This is a genomic window from Nocardioides psychrotolerans (assembly GCF_943371775.1).
Classification (GTDB): Bacteria; Actinomycetota; Actinomycetes; order Propionibacteriales; family Nocardioidaceae; genus Nocardioides; species Nocardioides psychrotolerans_A.
The window spans coordinates 1-17,745 of sequence record NZ_CALRWD010000091.1 but is presented as its reverse complement, the minus strand read 5'-3'; the positions used below and the strand labels follow the sequence as shown (position 1 = coordinate 17,745).

Below are 17,745 nucleotides of genomic sequence, written 5' to 3'. Positions count from 1 at the left end.
CGGCAGGGAAACACCCGGTCCCATCCCGAACCCGGAAGTTAAGCCTGCCAGCGCCAATGGTACTGCAGTCGAGAGGCTGTGGGAGAGTAGGACGCCGCCGGACAAATATTGCGCAGGGCCACCTCACACGAGGTGGCCCTGCTGCTATTTGTCATCAGTGCGGTCCCATCTGTGCCGTGGAAGTGCGCCATGGGATATCCACAGGAGCGGCCCCTGCGTCGTTCTCCACAGACCCCCGAGTGCAGGCCCAGCCGATGTCGGTCCGCGTTGCCAGAGTGCTCGTGGAGGTGATGCGTATGGCTACGCAGACGAAGACGGGCGGCGACATCGAGCTCGCCAACGAGGTGCGACTCATCGGTCGGGTGTCGCAGGAGCCCGAGAGCCGAGAGCTCCCCAGCGGTGACACGATCTGGACGTTCCGGGTGGTGGTGCCGCGCGCCCCCGCCGCCGCTCGACCGCACCAGAGCGTGGACGCCCTCGAGTGCGTCGTGTGGTCGGGTCGGCTCAAGCGCTCGGTGCGCGGGTGGCACGCCGGCGACGTGGTGGAGGTGAGTGGCCAGCTGCGACGCCGTTTCTATCGTGGTGGTGGCGCGCCGGCATCTCGGGTGCAGGTGGAGGTGAGCACCGGTCGGGTCATCCGTCGCGCAACGAGCGGATGAGCACGCCGAGGCTGGGCTTGGGCTGGAAGGAGGTCGCCTTCTCGGGCAGGAGGCGGTCGTCGCGCACGATCCGCAGCACTCGGTCCACGAGCGGAGCCGGCATCAGGACGGCGACCCCGAGCTCGGGCGTGACATGGTGGAGCGCGTCCTCGACATTGTGGTGGTAGGCCAGGCTGCGGGGGCCGTAGGGCAGCGCCGGGATCAGCTGGTCGTGGAGCATCTGGACCGCTGTCCGGTCCGGGGGGACGTTCACGGTGACGACGCCCCAGCGGTCGGCATCCGTCACGACGAGCCGGTCCGGGCCCAAGGCCGCGACGGCTGCCTCGCTCGTGGTCTCGCTGAACTCCATCCCGACGGCATCGGCAGCGGCACGGACATCATCGATCGAGGTGCCCACGAGGACCCGATGGATGGCGCCGAGGAAGAGCGGGGTGTCCTCCTGGTCGACGAGCATCGCCAGGCCGTAGTCGCAGGGGCCGCCGGGGTTGCGTTTCTGCAGCCGGAGGTAGGCGGCGTAGCGGTGGTGACCGTCCGCGATCAGCGCGGTCTCGTCCGCCAGCTCGTCAGCGATCTCGGCCAGCTCGGCGGGGTCCCGGATCGCCCAGATGCGGTGCCGCTGCTCGACGCGGTCGGTGAAGTCGTGCTCGGGCGTGCGCTCCTGCACCCGGGTCAGCACCGTGCGCAGCCGCGCCGGCCCGCGGTGCACGAGCAGGATGGGGGCAGGGTTGAGCTCCATCTCCCACATCCGGTCGGCGAGGTCGTCGGCCTGTCCGGGATAGATCCCCTCGTGCGGCAGGATCGCGCGGTCCTGGGGCAGGGCGGCCCGACGGGAGACGTCGAGGAGTCCGACGAGTCCGCGGATGGTGATGCCGCGTGCGGTGTACTCGTGCAGGTAGAGCGCTCGCTCGGGGTCGCGGCTCAGGTGGCCCTGGGAACGCCAGCGCTCGAGGCGTGCTGCGACGTCGCGGTAGGGGCGGGCGAAGGCCCGGGCCGACGACGGGTCACCGACCCGGCTCGGAGCCAGCATGAGGGCATGGAAGGGCAGCAGGCGCAGGGGGCCACCGACGTACGGCGGGGTGACGACTGCGCTGGACTCCATCCGGGCATCGTAGGGTGCCCGGACCAGTCCACCGACCGAGGAGGCGGCTTGCTCGGCGAGTCCCACGGAGCCTTGTGCTCCGACCACGACCTGGCCATGCTCGACCTCGACGGGGTGGTCTACATCGGTCCTGATGCCGTCCCGGGCGCCGCCGAGCACCTCGAAGAGGTGCGGGAGCAGGGCATGCGTCTGGCCTTCATCACCAACAACGCCGCTCGCCCTCCGGAGGCGGTCGCCGAGCACCTGCGTTCGCTGGGGGTGGACGCCGCGGCGGAGGACGTCGTGACATCGGCGCAGGCTGCGGCCCGGGTGCTCGTGGAGAGGCTCGGCCCCGGCGCGAAGGTCATCCTGCTCGGCGCTGCCGGTCTCGAGGAGGCGTTGGCTGCCGAGGGTCTGGTGGCCGTGGGGGTGTCGGACGACGACGCGCAGGCGGTGGTCACCGGCTACGGGCCCGACGTGCTGTGGCGCGACATCATGCGGTCCGCGGTGCGGGTGCGCGAAGGCCTGTGGTGGGTGGCGAGCAACAGCGACTACACGATCCCGACGCCCTACGGCGTCGCCCCGGGTCACGGGGTGCTGGTCGAGACCCTGCGCAGGTTCACCGGGGTGGAGCCCGTGGTGGCCGGCAAGCCGGAGCGCCCGTTGCTGGACGAGACCGTGCGACGGGTGGGCGGCGAGCGTCCGCTGATGGTCGGCGACCGGCTCGACACCGACATCGAGGGTGCGCGCAACGCGGACCTGCCGTCGCTGCTGGTCCTCACCGGGGTGACCGGTCTGGCCGAGCTGGTGGCGGCACGTCCGCAGGAGCGGCCGACGTACGTCGCGGCGGACCTGGGGGGACTGCTGCAGACCCATCGGGCCCCGTCCGAGGCCGACGGGGGCTGGGAGCTGGGCGGCTGGGCCGCGCGCGTGCGGGACGGCAGTCTCACGGTCGCCGGCGAGGGCGGGACGGACGACTGGTGGCGGGTCGTGTCGTGCGCGGCGTGGGCCGTGACCGACGCCGGCGGCGCGGTGCCCGACACCCAGGGGCTGGAGCCGCCCCTCACCGACCAGGCGACGCCCGACCGGTAGCCTCGGAGCATGAGCCAGCAGCCGTTCGACGACGCGGCCGACGCCCCTGGGCGGGTGCGCACGGGGGATGACCGCGTCGACGCGGTGATCGTGTCGGTCGAGGAGATCGCGGAGCGCCCGGTCGACGAGCACGTGGCGGTCTTCGAGCAGGCGCACGACGAGCTCCGGCGAGCCCTCGACGGCACGCCGCACGACGACCCGGCCTGACCGGGCATGCCTCCTCGCCGTCTCCGTCTCGACGCGGAGCTCGTCCGCCGTGGGCTCGCCCGCTCGCGCGAGCACGCCAGCGAGCTGATCGCCGCCAAGCGGGTCAAGGTGTCCGGTGCGGTCGCGACGAAGGCGGCCACCGGTGTCACGACCGACGTCGCGATCGTCGTGAGCGACGACCCGGACCGACCCGACTACGTCTCGCGGGGTGGGCACAAGCTCGCCGGCGCCCTGGCGGCGTTCGTCCCGCAGGGACTGACGGTGGAGGGGCGACGATGCCTGGACGCCGGCGCGTCGACCGGGGGGTTCACCGATGTGCTGCTGCGGGCCGGGGCGGGGCAGGTGGTCGCGGTGGACGTCGGCTACGGACAGCTCGCCTGGTCGCTGCAGAGCGACGATCGCGTCGTCGTGCACGACCGGATGAACGTGCGGGAGCTGACGCCCGACCTGATCGACGGCCCGGTGGACCTCGTGGTCGGCGACCTGTCGTTCATCTCCCTGGGGATCGTCCTGGACGCCCTGCTCGGGGTGACCCGGGAGGACGGCGACCTGGCGCTGATGGTGAAGCCGCAGTTCGAGGTGGGCAAGGAGCGCGTCGGCAAGGGCGGCGTCGTGCGCGACCTCGCCCTGCGCACCGAGGCCGTGGTCGGCGTGGCGCACGCCGCGGCGGCTCGCGGGTGGGGAGCGCAGGCCGTGACGACGAGCCCGCTCCCGGGTCCCAGCGGCAACGTGGAGTTCTTCCTCTGGCTGCGACGAGGGCCGGCTGCGATCGGCGAGGACGACATCGACCGGTGCGTGCAGGAGGCCGCTGGGCTGGGGGTGCCGGGTGAGAGGGTGGAGCCATGAGTGAGGAGCAGCAGGTGCGACGCGTCCTCGTCCTCGCCCACACCGGGCGCGACGAGGCGCGTGAGGTCGCGCTCGCGTTCTGCGAGGGGCTGACCCGCCACGGGATCGTCGTACGCCTGATGACCACGGAGGCGGCCGACCTCGGCATCGGGCACGACGATCCCGGCATCGAGCTGACCGAGTCCGAGACCGACGCGAGCCGCGACTGCGAGCTGACCCTGGTCATCGGCGGCGACGGCTCGATCCTGCGGGCCGTCGAGCTGACCTACGCGAGCCTGACGCCGGTGCTGGGCGTCAACCTGGGCCACGTCGGCTTCCTGGCCGAGGCCGAGGTCGACGACGTCGAGTCCACCCTCGACGCCATCGTCCGGCGCGACTACACGACCGAGGACCGGCTGACGCTCGACGTGCGGGTCTATCGCGACGGCGAGCTGGTCACCAGCACGTTCGCCGTCAACGAGGCCAGCGTCGAGAAGGCCGCCCGGCAGCGGATGCTCGAGGTGATCCTCGAGATCGACGGACGTCCCTTGTCACGGTGGGGCTGCGACGGCGTCGTCTGCGCGACCCCGACGGGGTCCACCGCCTACAACTTCAGCGCCGGTGGGCCGATCGTGTGGCCCGGCGTCGAGGCGATGTGCATCGTGCCGCTGAGCGCCCACGCGCTCTTCGCCCGCCCGATGGTCGTCGCGCCCACGTCCGTGATCGCCGTCGAGGTCCTGGCCCGCACCGAAGGTGCCGGGGTCCTGTGGTGCGACGGCCGCCGCACGGTCGACCTGCCGCCCGGAGCGCGCATCGAGGTGCGTCGCGGCGCCCAGCCGGTGCGTCTGGTGCGGCTGCACGACGCGCCGTTCACGGACCGGCTGGTCGCCAAGTTCGGCCTGCCCGTGGAGGGCTGGCGCGGCTCGGCCGAGCGACGACGCAAGGGGGCGGAGGGATGATCGAGGAGATCCGCATCGGCTCGCTCGGCGTCATCGACTCCTCGGCACTCGAGCTCGGACCCGGCCTGACCGTGATCACCGGTGAGACCGGTGCCGGCAAGACGATGATCGTGACCGCCCTCGGGCTCCTGCTCGGCGGGCGCGCCGACACCGGTGCGGTCCGCACGGGCGCCCGGACCGCACGGGTCGAGGGCGTCGTGACCGTGACCGACTCCCCGGGCCTCGCGGCCGCGGTCGAGGAGGCGGGCGGGGTGGTCGAGGACGATCGCGTGGTCCTCGCCCGCAACGTCTCCGCCGAGGGACGCTCGCGTGCCTTCGTCGGCGGCGCCACCGTGCCGGTCGCCACGCTCTCCGACGTCGCCCAGCCCCTCGTGGCCGTGCACGGTCAGTCCGACCAGCACCGCTTGCTCCAGGCCAGGGCGCAGCGCGACGCGCTGGACCGCTTCGGTGGGCCCAGGCTGACCAAGGCCGCCGCTGCCTGGACGGCTCTGCACGACCGGCTGGAGGCCACGGAGGCAGAGCTCGTCGAGGTCGTCGCGACCGCCCGCGAGCGCGCCCGCGAGGCCGACCTGCTCCGCTTCGGTCTCACCGAGGTCGAAGCGGTCTCGCCCGAGCCCGGCGAGGACGAGTCCCTGGCCGCCGAGGAGTCCCGCCTCGGCTTCGCCGACACGCTGCGCGCCGCCGCCGAGACGGCCCGCGAGGCGCTGAGCAGCGAGCAGGAGGCGCCCGACGCCCTTGCCACGACCGCCGCAGCGCGCACCGCCCTGGACGGCGTCCGCGACCACGACCGCGAGGCCGGCGAGCTGGCCGACCGGCTGGCGGAGGTCACCTACCTGCTTTCCGACGTCGCGGCCGACGTCGCCTCCTACGCCGCGCGCATCGACACCGACCCCGCGCGGCTGGCCGCCGTCTCCGAGCGCCGGGCCGCGCTGACCGCGCTCACCCGCAAGTACGGCGACACGATCGACGAGGTCCTCGCCTGGGCGCAGGACTCGTCGCGTCGCCTGCTCGACCTCGACTCCACCGACGAGCGCATCGAGCAGCTCAAGGCCGAGCGCGAGCAGCTGCGCAGCGACCTCGCCGCCGCCGGTGCTGAGCTCTCGACGGTGCGGCAGAAGGCCGCCGCCAAGCTCTCCACCCAGGTCAGCGACGAGCTGACGCTCCTGGCGATGCCGCACGCGCAGCTCACCGTGAGCGTGACGCAGACCGAGGCCGAGCCCAGCGAGGGGCGGCGGGCGCCGCTCCAGGTGGGCAAGCGATGGCTGCGCTATGCCGCGCACGGCGTCGACGACGTCGAGCTGCTGCTGGCCGCCAACACCGGCTCCGAGCCCCGCCCCCTGGGCAAGGGCGCCTCCGGTGGTGAGCTCTCCCGGGTCATGCTGGCGATCGAGGTCTCGCTGGCCGGCACGAGTCCGGTCCCGACCTTCGTGTTCGACGAGGTCGACGCCGGGGTCGGGGGAGCGGCGGCCGTCGAGGTGGGGCGTCGCCTCGCCCAGCTCGCGCGCACGGCCCAGGTCCTGGTCGTCACGCACCTGCCCCAGGTCGCCGCCTATGCCGATCGTCACGTCGTGGTCGAGAAGTCCAGCGACGGCTCGGTCACCAGCTCCGGCCTCACGGTGCTCGACGACGCAGCGCGCGAGCGTGAGCTCTCGCGGATGCTGGCGGGCCAGACCGACTCCGACACCGCCCTCGCCCACGCGCGTGAGCTGCTCGAGGTCGCCCAGGCGGGCCGCACGCGCTAAAGGCGCGGCAGAACCCTCCCCGTGGCGTCCGGACAGGCCTACGGTGAGGCCATGTCCGTCGCCCGCCTGCGTCACATCATCGGATCGCTCGGCCTCCTGGTCGCCTTGGCCGGGACCTCTGTGCCGTCGCCCGTGAGCTCGGCAGTGCTCGCGACCGGCGCGCCCCCGGTGGTGGAGGTGGCAGCACCGCACGGGGCAGCGCCCCGCTCGGACCACGTCACGATCGCTGACGGCACCCACCGTTGGCGCACCGTCGAACGACTCGTGCCAGTGCGGACGGGACCGCGTGGCGAGGTGCGGATCAGCCTCGACACCACGCTCTACCTGCCCGACAACGCGAGTCGACGTGCGCCACAACCCGCGATCCTGATGACGCACGGGTTCGGGCTGACCAAGGACTCCGCCGAGGTCGTGAGCACCGCGCGCTTCCTCGCTGCCCACGGCTACGTCGTGCTCACCTACACCTCCTCGGGCTTCGGGGACAGCGGCGGCTGCGTCACCCTGCAGTCGACCGACTATGACGTCAAGAGCGCCCGTCAGCTCATCGACACGCTTCTCGAGCCGCGCGCCGACGTGCTCCACGACGCCCGCGGTGTGGTGGTCGGCACCATCGGTGGGTCGTACGGCGGGGGCGGGCAGCTGCCCCTCGCCGCGAAGGATCGCCGCGTCCGCACCAGCGTGGTCGGTCGCACCTGGAACGACCTGCGCTACTCCCTCGACCCCAACAACCGCGTGGTGCCGGGAGACCGGAGCGGGCTGCAGCACGGGCGCAACCTGCAGGGCGTCTTCAAGCGGCAGTGGACCACGCTGTTCTACGCGCTCGGCAACACCCAGCCGGCCATGGACGGCGGCAGCTGCCCCGAGACCAAGGTCGCCACGGGCGACCCGGTCGAGATCGGCGGTGCCGCCGCCTGCCCGGGCTACTACCTGCCGTTGTGTCGCACCTTCACGACGCTCGACACCACCGGCGACGCCGACGCGGCGTCGCGGCGGCTGATCGCACGCGCGTCCGCGGCGACGTACCTCGCGGACGTCGACGTCCCCGTGCTGCTGGTCCAGGGGCAGAGCGACACCCTCTTCAACCTCAACGACGCGACCGCGACCTTCCTCGAGCTGCGTCGCCGCGACGTCCCGGTCGGGATGATCTGGAACTCCGGCGGCCATGGCGGCTACGTGTCCCAGCCGGGCGAGTGCGAGGCCTACGACGGCACGCTCCGCACGGTGCGCGAGATGGACCGTTGCTACCTCAGCCTGCGGTCGTTGCGCTGGTTGGACCACTGGCTCCGTGGGAAGCCCGGGGGGCGCGGACCGGCGTTCGCCTACTACCGCGACTGGGTGCGCTACGCCGGCAGCGGTCCCAACGACGAGCAGTACGGCGTGGCGCGGTCGGTGCAGGGCGCTCGCCGGTCGACGACGTTCACGCTGTCGGGCAGCAGCCGGCTGGTCGCCCCGGGGCGGACCCCGGTCGCCGGGTCGGCGACCTTCGTCAACCCCGAGGGCGGGCAGCCGGCGGCCTACACCGAGACCTCCAACTTCACCGGGCCTGCCTCGTCGCCGTCGCTGGCCGACGTGCCGCCCAGCGAGGTGCCGGGCCAGCTCGCCTCGTTCACGTCCGCACCGTTCGCGAGACCCTTCGACGCCGTCGGGATCCCGTCGGCTCGGCTGCGGATCTCCCACACCAACGGCCAGGACCTGGTCTTCTTCGCCAAGGCCTACGACGTGGCCCCCTCGGGGGCGTCGACGCTGATCCACCGGCTCATCGCGCCCGTGCGGGTGCCGGCGAACGCCGTCGGCGACCCGGTGCGGATCAGGTTGGCGGGCTTCGCGCACCGTTTCAGGGCCGGTCACCGGGTGCGCCTGGTGCTCTGCTCGACCGACCAGACGTCCTACAACGCGACGACCGCCGACGTCATCGAGGTGCGCACCGGACGCGGCTCGACGTTCACCCTGCCGGGCGCCTGAGGGACCGAGTCGGCGCGTGGTGGCAACGGACCGGCCGATCCTGGGATAGCCTGGTCGTCCGTGAAGAGCCCCACGCCCACCAAGCACGTGTTCGTTACCGGAGGCGTCGCCTCCTCGCTGGGCAAGGGCCTCACGGCCTCGAGCCTGGGTCGGTTGCTCCGCTCGCGCGGTCTCCGCGTGACCATGCAGAAGCTCGACCCCTACCTCAACGTCGACCCCGGGACGATGAACCCGTTCCAGCACGGCGAGGTCTTCGTCACCAACGACGGGGCCGAGACCGACCTGGACATCGGGCACTACGAGCGTTTCCTCGACACCGACCTGGGCCAGATCGCCAACGTCACGACCGGTCAGGTCTACTCCAGCGTCATCGCCAAGGAGCGCCGCGGCGACTACCTCGGTGACACCGTCCAGGTGATCCCGCACATCACCAACGAGATCAAGGAGCGCATCCTCGCGATGGGTCTCGGGACCGGCGACGACGAGGTCGACGTGGTCATCACCGAGATCGGCGGCACCGTCGGCGACATCGAGTCGCTGCCGTTCCTCGAGGCCGCGCGCCAGGTGCGCCACGACATCGGGCGCGGCAACTGCTTCTTCCTCCACGTCTCGCTGGTGCCCTACATCGGCCCCTCGGGCGAGCTGAAGACCAAGCCCACCCAGCACTCGGTCGCCGCCCTGCGCCAGGTCGGCATCCAGCCCGACGCGGTGGTGTGCCGTGCCGACCGCGAGCTGCCGCAGTCGATCAAGAAGAAGATCTCGCTCATGTGCGACGTCGACGAGGAGGCCGTGGTCACGGCCGCCGACGCGCCGTCGATCTACGACATCCCCAAGGTCCTGCACCGCGAGGGGCTCGACGCCTACGTCGTACGACGCCTCGACCTGCCGTTCCGTGACGTCGACTGGACGCTCTGGGACGACCTGCTGCGCCGGGTGCACCACCCCAAGGAGGAGGTCACGGTCGCGCTGGTCGGCAAGTACGTCGACCTCCCCGACGCCTACCTCTCCGTCGCGGAGGCCCTGCGCGCGGGCGGCTTCGCCCACGAGGCCAAGGTGCAGCTGCGCTGGGTCGCCTCCGACGAGTGCGAGACCCCCGCGGGTGCCCACAAGCACCTCCACGACGTCGACGCGATCTGCGTGCCGGGCGGCTTCGGCGTGCGCGGCATCGAGGGCAAGCTCGGCGCCCTGACCTACGCCCGCACCAACGGGATCCCGACCTTGGGGCTGTGCCTGGGCCTGCAGTGCATGGTCATCGAGTACTCCCGCCAGGTCGCCGGTCTCTCGAAGGCCGCGTCCACCGAGTTCGACCCCGACTGCCCCGAGCCCGTCATCGCGACGATGGAGGAGCAGAAGGACATCGTCGACGGGGCGGGCGACCTGGGCGGCACGATGCGCCTGGGCCTCTACCCCGCCGAGCTCAAGGAGGGCACGGTCGTGCGGGCGGCGTACGGCGAGGCGACGATCCAGGAGCGCCACCGCCACCGCTACGAGGTCAACAACGCCTACCGCGACCAGCTCGAGGAGGCCGGCCTGGTCTTCTCCGGCACCAACACCGAGCTGGGGCTCGTCGAGTTCGTCGAGCTGCCGCGCGAGGTGCACCCCTACTACGTGTCGACCCAGGCGCACCCCGAGCTCCGCTCGCGCCCGACCCGCCCGCACCCGCTCTTCGCCGGGCTGGTCGGTGCGGCGATCGAGCGGCAGAAGGAGCTGCGCTTCCCGATCGACGAGAGCGGGCTGCGCCGCGCCGACGCCGACGACTGAGTCGCTCCGGACGTGCACCATTGCGCCGACTCGGCGTACGCGGTGCAACAGTGCGCCGACTCGGCGTACGCGGTGCACCAGTGCGCCGACTCGGCGTACGCGGTGCAACATTGCGCCGACTCGGCGTACGCGGTGCACCAGTGCGCCGACTCGGCGTACGCGGTGCACCATCGCGCCGACTCGGCGTACGCGGTGCACCATCGCGCCGACTCGGCGTGGGGGATCAGCCGGCCTGGGCCCGCTTCATCCGGGCCAGGGTGTCCATCGCGGTGAGCATCGTGGAGCGGACCTGCGGCTGCATGGCCGGGTCGTCGGCCGCTGCCCGCCCTAGCGCGAGCACGTCGTCGTCGGCGACGTTGGGCACCATCATCCGGAAGAGCGACATGACGGCCAGCATGCCGCCGCCGGACATCTGCAGGGCCTCGTCGACGTAGCGACGCGCGAAGGGCAGCAGGAGCTCGGTCTGTCCCGGACGCCAGAACGCCGAGGCCACCAGGGCCATCGCCGACCCGGCCGGCACCGCATGCTTCTCGAAGACCTCGGCCCACACCTCCTGCTTGGCGGCCAGGTCCGGCTGGGCCGCCCGGACGCAGAGGGCGCGGACGCCGGCGTCGGGGTCGGGGTCACGCTCGAGGAGCGCTGCGACCTCGGCCGGTGAGGTGTCGCCCAGCTCGGCACGCCGGGTGAGCACCCACCAGGCCAGGTCGGTGTCGTCAGCGCGGGCGACGGCCTCGTCGAGGAGCGCGAAGTGCTCCGCGGTGCCGGCGGTGGCAGCCAGGGTGCGCAGGGCGGGCTGCCGGTGCTCAGGCACCTGTGCGAGCGCTGCCGCGACGTCCGCCAACCGCTGCCGCGACGGGGCGAGCTCGGCGTCGGGCGTCCATCGCTCGACCGCGCGTTGGGCCAGGGTGAGGAACGGCTCGACCAGCGCGGGGGAGTCCTCGCGCTCGAGCACGGCGAGCACGGAGTCGAGGAAGGCGCGGGTCGGCAGCTCGCCCTTGACCACCATGTCCCACGCGGTGGTGACCGCGAGGGCGCGCCCGAGGGCCGTCGGCAGCTCGGCGGCACCGTCCAGCAGCGCGCGGGTCGTCGCCTCGTCGCCGCGGACGGCGGCGAAGGTGAGGTCGCCGTCATTGAGCAGGTGGACGTCGGCGTCGGGCAGCTCCACCGGGGTGCTGGTGCCCGACGTCTCGACCTCCACCACCGCGGTGCGCTCGAGCCCCCGGCCGGTGCCGGTGCGCGTGTAGCAGCCGATGTCGAGCCGGTGCGGCCGCGGCGCGCCGTCGTCCGGGGCGGCGGCGGTGATGGCGCCGTCGTCCAGGGTCAGGGTGTCGGTGCCCGCGCGGTCGAGCCAGTCGCGGGTCCATGCGTCCAGGTCGCGGTCGGCGGCGGTCCCGATCGCGGTCATCAGGTCGTCGAGGCGGGTGTTGCCCCAGGCGTGGTCGCGGAAGTAGGCGCGCAGGCCGGCGACGAAGGCGCCCTCGCCGACGTAGGCGACGAGCTGGGCCAGGACGGCCTGTCCCTTGACGTAGGTGATGTTGTCGAAGTTGGCGGTGGCGGAGGCGACGTCGGGGACCTCGGCACGGATCGGGTGGGTGGCCGGTCCCATGTCGTCGCGGTAGCCGTACATCTTGAACTGGGCGAGGAACACCGCCCAGGCGTCGGTGAAGCGGGTGGCGCCGGTCAGCGCCCAGTCGGCGGCCCAGGAGGCGAACGCCTCGTTGAGCCACAGGTCGTCCCACCACTGCATCGTCACCAGGTCGCCGAACCACTGGTGCGCCATCTCGTGGAGGATGACGTTGGCGAAGTAGACCTGCTCGTTGTAGGACGGCGCGGCGCGCGTGACCATGCCGTCGCCCCACGTCACGCAGCCCCAGTTCTCCATCGCCCCACCCATGTTGGGCACGAAGACCTGGTCGTAGCGGCGCTGCGGGAAGGGGCGTCCGAACTGCTCGCCGAAGAAGGCCAGCCCCTGCTCGGTGACGTCGAGGATCATCGGGGCGTCGCGCTCGAGGATGCCGCGCAGCGACTGGCGGCAGAAGATGCCGAGGTCGTGGTCGCCACGCTCGCTGCGGATCTCGTGGAAGGGGCCGGCGTTGACCACGACGACGTACGTCGAGAGCGGGGGCGTGTCGGGGAACGTCCAGAGCCGGCCGTCGTCGAGGTCGGTGACGGACTGCGGCCCGTCGTTGCTCGTGACCGTCCAGGACGCGGGGGCCGAGACGGTGAACGCGTGCGGTGCCTTGAGGTCGGGCTGGTCGAAGCACGCCCAGACGCGCGACGCCTCGTCGGGCTCGAAGGAGGTCCAGACGTAGACCAGGCCGTCGGACGGGTCGACCGTGCGCAGGATGCCCGCGCCCTCGGCCGTGTCGTCCTGCGTGGCCGTCACCACGAGCACGTTGTCGGCGGCCAGGTCGGGGAGGGGCAGGCGGCCGTCCTCGGCGGTGGCGAGGTCGAGCGGGACCCCGTTGAGCGTCGCGGTGCGCACAGCCAGGACGCAGTCGACGAACGTGGCCGCCCCGGGCGTGCTGCACCGGAAGGTGATCGTCGAGGTGCTCTCCAGGACCGGGCCCTCGAGGAGACCGCGCAGGTCCACGGCGATGTCGTAGCGGTCGACGGTGACGAGGGCGGCGCGCGCCTCGGCCTCCGCCCTGGTCAGGCTCCGAGCTTCCATGGCGCCACGGTAGCGTCGCGGACATGGTTTCCCCGGAGGATCGCGCACCGATCAGCGACCGGCCCGAGTCGTGGCCGGTGCTCTCGAGCAGGGACCTGCACCGCGACCACTGGGTCATGGCGCTGCGTCGCGACGAGATCTCGCGCCCCGGCGCGGTGGACGAGGAGCCCTTCGGTCGGCTGGTGCTCGAGCACCCGGGCGCCGTGGTCGTCCTGGCGCTCGACGAGCAGGACCGGGCGCTGTGCCTGCTGCAGTACCGCCACCCCGGGCAGCACCGCTTCGTCGAGCTCCCGGCGGGGTTGATCGACGGCGAGGACGAGGACCCGGTCGACGTCGCGCGCCGCGAGCTGCGCGAGGAGGCCGGGCTCGAGGCGGTCGAGTGGGAGCACCTCGCGTCGGCGTACTCCTCGCCGGGCATCTCCAGCGAGCTCATCCACTACTTCGTCGCCCGCGGCCTGAGCGAGGTGGACCGCGACTTCACGCCGCACCACGAGGAGGCCGACATGGAGGCGCGCTGGGTGCCCTACGCCGAGCTGCACGCGGCCGTGCTCGACGGACGGATCACCGACGGCCCGATGGTGCTGACCGTGCTGATGGCACGGGCCCGCGGCCTCGTGTAGGTCATGATCTCCTCATGAGAGTGACCTTCTGCGGCGTGCGCGGGTCGACGCCGGCTCCGGGCGCGGACTTCCTGCGCTACGGCGGGCACACGTCCTCGGTGGCGTTCGCCGTCGACGAGCAGTCACCGCCCGACCTGGTGGTGGACGCCGGCACGGGGCTGACAGCGGTGACGTCGCTGCTGGAGGGCCGTCCCTTCGCCGGGTCGATCCTGCTCGGCCACCTGCACTGGGACCACACCCACGGCCTGCCGTTCTTCGCCGGAGGGACCGCGGCCGGAAGCCGGGTCGCGATCCACCTCCCGGCCCAGGGCGAGGGCGAGTCGGCCGAGCAGGTGCTCGAGCGGTGCTTCTCGCCGCCGCACTTCCCGGTCGTGCCCTCGGCGCTCGGGTCCGGCTGGAGCTTCCACGGTCTCGAGGAGGGCCCGCACCGGATCGAGGGCTACGACGTCCTTGCGCGCGAGATCCCGCACAAGGGGGGCCGCTCGCTCGGCTACCGGGTCTCGCACGGCGGCGCGAGCGTCGCCTACGTCTCCGACCACAGCCCGACCTCGTGGGGGCCGGGTCCGGACGGTCTCGGCGACCGGCACGACAACGTGCTCGAGCTGGTGCGTGGTGCCGACGTGATGATCCACGACGCCCAGCACCGGGCCGCGCAGTTCCCGGACGTCGACTTCCTGGGTCACGCCAGCCCGGAGTACGCCGTGGAGCTCGCCCGCGAGGCCGGGGTGCGGGCGGTGGTCCTCTTCCACCACGCACCCGACCGCACCGACGACCAGGTCGACGAGATCCTCGCCGACGCCCGCCGGCTCGCGGGGGACGACCTCGTCGTCCACGCGGCGTACGAGGGGCTGGTCCTCGACCTGCCCTGACGGTGGGCCGATGTGGCGGCCGTGAGCGATAGTGTCGCCGTCGAGGCCACGATCTGGTCCGCGAGACAGAGGGAGACACTGTGAAGATCGGCGTTCCGAAGGAAGTCAAGAACCACGAGTACCGGGTCGCGATCACGCCCATCGGCGTGCACGAGCTGGTCGCCCACGGGCACGAGGTCGTCATCGAGAAGAGCGCCGGGGTGGGCTCCTCGATCACCGACGAGGAGTACGTCGGGGCAGGTGCGACGATCATCGACTCGGCCGACGACGTGTGGGGCTCGGCCGACATGGTGCTCAAGGTCAAGGAGCCGGTCGCCGAGGAGTACCACCGCCTGCGTGAGGGCCTGACCCTCTTCACCTACCTCCACCTCGCTGCTGACAAGCCGCTCACCGAGCAGCTCCTCGCCTCGAAGGTCACGGGCATCGCCTACGAGACCGTGCAGCTGCCCTCGGGCGGACTGCCGCTGCTCTACCCGATGTCGGAGGTCGCGGGATGTCTCGCGCCCCAGGTCGGCGCGCACTCGTTGATGAAGGCGCAGGGCGGGCGCGGTGTGCTGATGGGTGGTGTCGGTGGCGTGCACAACGCCAAGGTCGTCATCATCGGCGCGGGTGTCTCGGGTCAGAACGCCGCCAACATCGCGCTCGGCATGGGTGCGGACGTGACGCTGCTCGACACCGACCTCGACAAGCTGCGCATGTCGTTCTGGCGCTACGACAACCGGGTCCACGGGCTCGCGTCGTCCAAGCTGGCGATCGAGCAGCAGGTCATGGAGGCCGACATGGTCATCGGTGCCGTGCTGATCCCCGGTGCGGCCGCGCCCAAGCTGGTCAGCAACGACCTGGTCTCGCGGATGAAGCCCGGCTCGGTGCTGGTCGACATCGCGGTCGACCAGGGCGGCTGCTTCGAGGACACCCACGCGACCACGCACGCGGACCCGACCTACCAGGTCCACGACTCGGTGTTCTACTGCGTGGCCAACATGCCCGGTGCGGTGCCGCGCACGTCGACGTACGCCCTGACGAACGCGACCATGCCCTACGCCGTGGCGCTGGCCGACAAGGGCTGGCAGGGTGCCTGCCGCGCCGACGCATCGCTGGCGCTGGGGCTCAACACGCACGCGGGGCTGCTCACCAACGCGCCCGTGGGCGAGGCCGTCGGCATCGACTCGGTCGCGCTGGACGCGGTGCTCGCCTGAGCCCGACCGCAGCATGATCGACGCGGTCGACCGTGCGATCCGCACCTATCTCGAGCACCTGTCGGTCGAGAAGGGGCTCGCTGCCAACACCCTGACGTCCTACCGACGTGACCTGAGGCGCTACCGCGCGTTCCTGGCCGCGTCGGGGGTCGATGCCATGGACGCGATCAGCGAGGCGACGGTGTCCGGCTTCCTCATGCGGCTGCGTGAGGGCGACGCCGACCACCCGCCGCTGAGCGCGACGTCGGCGGCCCGGACGGTCGTGGCGGTGCGCGGCTTCCACAAGTTCGCCGTCGCCGACGGGCTGGCCGCCGCCGACCCGGCGGCCGGGGTCAAGCCGCCCACACCGGCCAAGCGGCTGCCCAAGGCCCTGCCGCTCTCCGACGTCGAGGCGATCCTCGAGGCGGCGGGCGCGCCGGGCACGACGCTGGCGCTGCGCGACAAGGCACTGCTCGAGGTGCTCTACGGCACCGGCGCGCGCATCTCGGAGGCGGTCGGGCTGGACGTCGACGACGTGGACGACCTCGACGGCACGGTGCTGCTGCGCGGCAAGGGCGGCAAGGAGCGGCTGGTGCCCGTGGGCTCCTACGCCCGCGACGCGCTGGCCGCCTACCTCGTGCGCGGGCGACCCGAGCTGGTGTCGGTCGGGTCTGCGGCGGTGGCCAGCGAGCGTGCCGGGGCGCTCTTCCTCAACGCCCGCGGGGGTCGGCTCTCGCGCCAGTCGGCCTGGTCGGTGCTGGTCAAGGCGGCCGACCGGGCGGGGGTCACCCGCGACGTGTCGCCGCACACGATGCGACACTCGTTCGCGACGCACCTGCTCGACGGCGGCGCCGACGTGCGCGTCGTGCAGGAGCTCCTGGGCCACGCGTCGGTGACGACGACGCAGGTCTACACCCTGGTCACCGTCGACAACCTCCGCGAGGTCTTCGCGACCGCACACCCGAGAGCACGCTGACACCCTGATGAGCCACCCATGACGCTGGACGCCGACAAGGTCTACGACGAGATCACGACCTGGGCAGCCGGGGAGGGCCTCGAGCTCTACCCGCACCAGGAGGAGGCGGTGATCGAGCTGCTCGGCGGCAGCAACGTCATCCTCGCCACCCCGACCGGTTCGGGGAAGTCGCTGGTCGCGATCGGGGCGCACATGGCCGCGCTCGCCGAGGACAAGGTCAGCTTCTACACCGCGCCGATCAAGGCGCTGGTCAGCGAGAAGTTCTTCGCCCTGTGCGGCGTCTTCGGTGCCGAGAACGTCGGCATGCTCACCGGTGACGCCTCGGTCAACACCGACGCCCCCATCATCTGCTGCACCGCCGAGGTGCTGGCCAACATCGCGTTGCGCGAGGGCTCGCACGCCGACGTGGGGCTCGTCGTGATGGACGAGTTCCACTACTACGCCGAGCCCGACCGCGGCTGGGCCTGGCAGGTGCCGCTGCTCGAGCTGCCGCAGGCGCAGTTCCTGCTGATGTCGGCCACCCTCGGCGACGTCACGGCGATCGCGGAGGACCTGACCCGTCGCAACGGGCGCGAGACGGCGATCGTCGACGACGCCGAGCGCCCCGTGCCGCTGGACTTCCGCTGGTCGTTGACGCCGCTCGACGAGACCGTCGTCGAGCTCGTCGAGACCCACCAGGCGCCGGTCTACGTCGTGCACTTCACCCAGAAGGACGCCGTCGAGCACGCCACCAGCCTGCTCTCGCCCAGCTCCGCGATCGGCAAGCTGAGCCAGGCCGAGAAGGACGCGATCACCGACAAGATCGGCGCCTTCCGTTTCGGCTCGGGCTTCGGCAAGACACTGTCCAAGATGCTGCGTCGTGGCATCGGGGTGCACCACGCCGGCATGCTGCCGCGCTACCGCCGGCTCGTCGAGCAGCTCGCCCAGGCCGGGTTGCTGACGGTCATCTGCGGCACCGACACCCTGGGCGTGGGCATCAACGTCCCGATCCGCACCGTCCTGTTCACCGGTCTCGCGAAGTTCGACGGCAACCGCGCCCGCATCCTGCGCACGCGCGAGTTCCTCCAGATCGCGGGACGCGCCGGCCGCGCGGGCTTCGACACGGCCGGGTACGTCGTCGTACAGGCTCCGGAGCACACGATCGAGAAC

Annotated in this window: 15 protein-coding genes and 1 rRNA gene; 14 read left to right on the top strand and 2 right to left on the bottom strand. The window is 72.1% G+C overall.

The features are described from left to right. Together rrf and AAG827_RS19570 are read left to right on the top strand one after the other, a co-directional pair. Positions 1–103: ribosomal RNA gene (rrf, locus tag AAG827_RS19575) — 5S ribosomal RNA — on the top strand; the annotation flags it as partial. Positions 104–296: 193 nt separating this feature from the next. Further along, positions 297–659, top strand: a complete 363-nt coding sequence (locus tag AAG827_RS19570) for a single-stranded DNA-binding protein (RefSeq protein ID WP_341927895.1) — start codon at positions 297–299, stop codon at positions 657–659. Here the strand turns inward: AAG827_RS19570 and AAG827_RS19565 are convergent. Next, positions 634–1,758 carry a DUF1015 family protein gene (locus tag AAG827_RS19565; RefSeq protein WP_341927894.1) on the bottom strand — a complete coding sequence of 375 codons (1,125 nt, stop codon included), beginning with the start codon at positions 1,756–1,758 and terminating at the stop codon, positions 634–636. The two genes, AAG827_RS19570 and AAG827_RS19565, sit on opposite strands and share 26 nt — an antisense overlap. A gap of 48 nt (positions 1,759–1,806) precedes the next feature. Here AAG827_RS19565 and AAG827_RS19560 point away from each other — a divergent pair, with 48 nt between their 5' ends. The 7 genes from AAG827_RS19560 to AAG827_RS19530 are packed head-to-tail and all read left to right on the top strand — an operon-like array spanning position 1,807 to position 10,285. Beyond that, positions 1,807–2,829, top strand: coding sequence for an HAD-IIA family hydrolase (locus AAG827_RS19560; protein ID WP_341927893.1), 1,023 nt, complete (start codon positions 1,807–1,809; stop codon positions 2,827–2,829). A 9-nt stretch (positions 2,830–2,838) separates the two neighbouring features. After that, on the top strand, positions 2,839–3,036 hold the full coding sequence (locus AAG827_RS19555; RefSeq protein WP_341927892.1) for a hypothetical protein: 198 nt from the start codon (positions 2,839–2,841) through the stop codon (positions 3,034–3,036). Between the two features lie 6 nt (positions 3,037–3,042). Further along, a complete protein-coding gene (locus AAG827_RS19550) occupies positions 3,043–3,882 on the top strand; it encodes a TlyA family RNA methyltransferase (RefSeq protein WP_341927891.1) in 840 nt (279 codons plus the stop codon). Then, the gene (locus AAG827_RS19545) at positions 3,879–4,820 is read left to right on the top strand and encodes an NAD kinase (protein ID WP_341927890.1); all 942 of its coding nucleotides are present in this window, start codon (positions 3,879–3,881) and stop codon (positions 4,818–4,820) included. The genes AAG827_RS19550 and AAG827_RS19545 overlap by 4 nt, the downstream gene beginning before the upstream one ends. Then, complete coding sequence (recN, locus tag AAG827_RS19540; RefSeq protein WP_341927889.1) at positions 4,817–6,562, top strand: DNA repair protein RecN; 1,746 nt, start codon at positions 4,817–4,819, stop codon at positions 6,560–6,562. Before AAG827_RS19545 ends, recN begins: the two co-directional genes overlap by 4 nt. Positions 6,563–6,613: 51 nt before the next feature. Next, positions 6,614–8,524 (top strand): CocE/NonD family hydrolase, encoded by a 1,911-nt coding sequence (locus AAG827_RS19535; protein ID WP_341927888.1) that lies wholly within the window; start codon positions 6,614–6,616, stop codon positions 8,522–8,524. 60 nt (positions 8,525–8,584) lie between these two features. Continuing rightward, positions 8,585–10,285 (top strand): CTP synthase, encoded by a 1,701-nt coding sequence (locus AAG827_RS19530; protein WP_341927887.1) that lies wholly within the window; start codon positions 8,585–8,587, stop codon positions 10,283–10,285. A gap of 223 nt (positions 10,286–10,508) precedes the next feature. On the opposite strand, the gene pepN is transcribed toward AAG827_RS19530, so the two are convergent. Next, positions 10,509–12,956, bottom strand: a complete 2,448-nt coding sequence (gene pepN / locus AAG827_RS19525) for an aminopeptidase N (RefSeq protein ID WP_341927886.1) — start codon at positions 12,954–12,956, stop codon at positions 10,509–10,511. 23 nt (positions 12,957–12,979) lie between these two features. Here pepN and AAG827_RS19520 point away from each other — a divergent pair, with 23 nt between their 5' ends. The 5 genes from AAG827_RS19520 to AAG827_RS19500 form a co-directional block, all read left to right on the top strand. Further along, positions 12,980–13,576, top strand: a complete 597-nt coding sequence (locus AAG827_RS19520) for an NUDIX hydrolase (protein ID WP_341927885.1) — start codon at positions 12,980–12,982, stop codon at positions 13,574–13,576. Between the two features lie 14 nt (positions 13,577–13,590). After that, positions 13,591–14,445, top strand: coding sequence for an MBL fold metallo-hydrolase (locus tag AAG827_RS19515; protein ID WP_341927884.1), 855 nt, complete (start codon positions 13,591–13,593; stop codon positions 14,443–14,445). Positions 14,446–14,525: 80 nt separating this feature from the next. Next, complete coding sequence (ald, locus tag AAG827_RS19510) at positions 14,526–15,641, top strand: alanine dehydrogenase (protein WP_341927883.1); 1,116 nt, start codon at positions 14,526–14,528, stop codon at positions 15,639–15,641. Positions 15,642–15,654: 13 nt separating this feature from the next. Beyond that, positions 15,655–16,596, top strand: a complete 942-nt coding sequence (xerD, locus tag AAG827_RS19505; RefSeq protein ID WP_341927882.1) for a site-specific tyrosine recombinase XerD — start codon at positions 15,655–15,657, stop codon at positions 16,594–16,596. A gap of 18 nt (positions 16,597–16,614) precedes the next feature. After that, positions 16,615–17,745: DEAD/DEAH box helicase (locus tag AAG827_RS19500; protein ID WP_341927881.1), on the top strand; the 1,131-nt coding region annotated here is incomplete at its 3' end.